General features: G+C 50.7%; 1 pseudogene. It reads left to right on the top strand.

From position 1 onward, the window contains the following. A pseudogene (locus CWB85_RS22400) lies at nucleotides 1-268 on the top strand (serine/threonine protein kinase); the annotation flags it as partial.

The following is a 268-nucleotide window of genomic DNA, read 5'->3' as shown; positions in this document are numbered from 1 at the left end:
GGGGCAGCGCTGATTACGCACAACAAGAAAGTGACGCAACTCCAATAGCCAGTAATATAATGCAATTAATCTCGGGCGATATTAGTCCCACGAATGCCCGTATGGGCGATGTGTACTTTATTGGTGATGAACAAATGGCGGGCGCCAAACCCTCCCCCCGTTTTGATGAACAACGCGTTGCAGCGACTCTTTCTGCACTTGCCTCAGCACAATCATGTCGTTTTGGTGCGCAAGTGATCCCCGCAAGGTCGCTGGGTTTACCTATGGA

It is taken from the genome of Pseudoalteromonas sp. S1727, assembly GCF_005886375.1.
GTDB lineage: Bacteria > Pseudomonadota > Gammaproteobacteria > Enterobacterales > Alteromonadaceae > Pseudoalteromonas > Pseudoalteromonas haloplanktis.
Note: the sequence above shows the minus strand (reverse complement) of the source record. Positions and strands in the feature narration are given on the sequence as shown.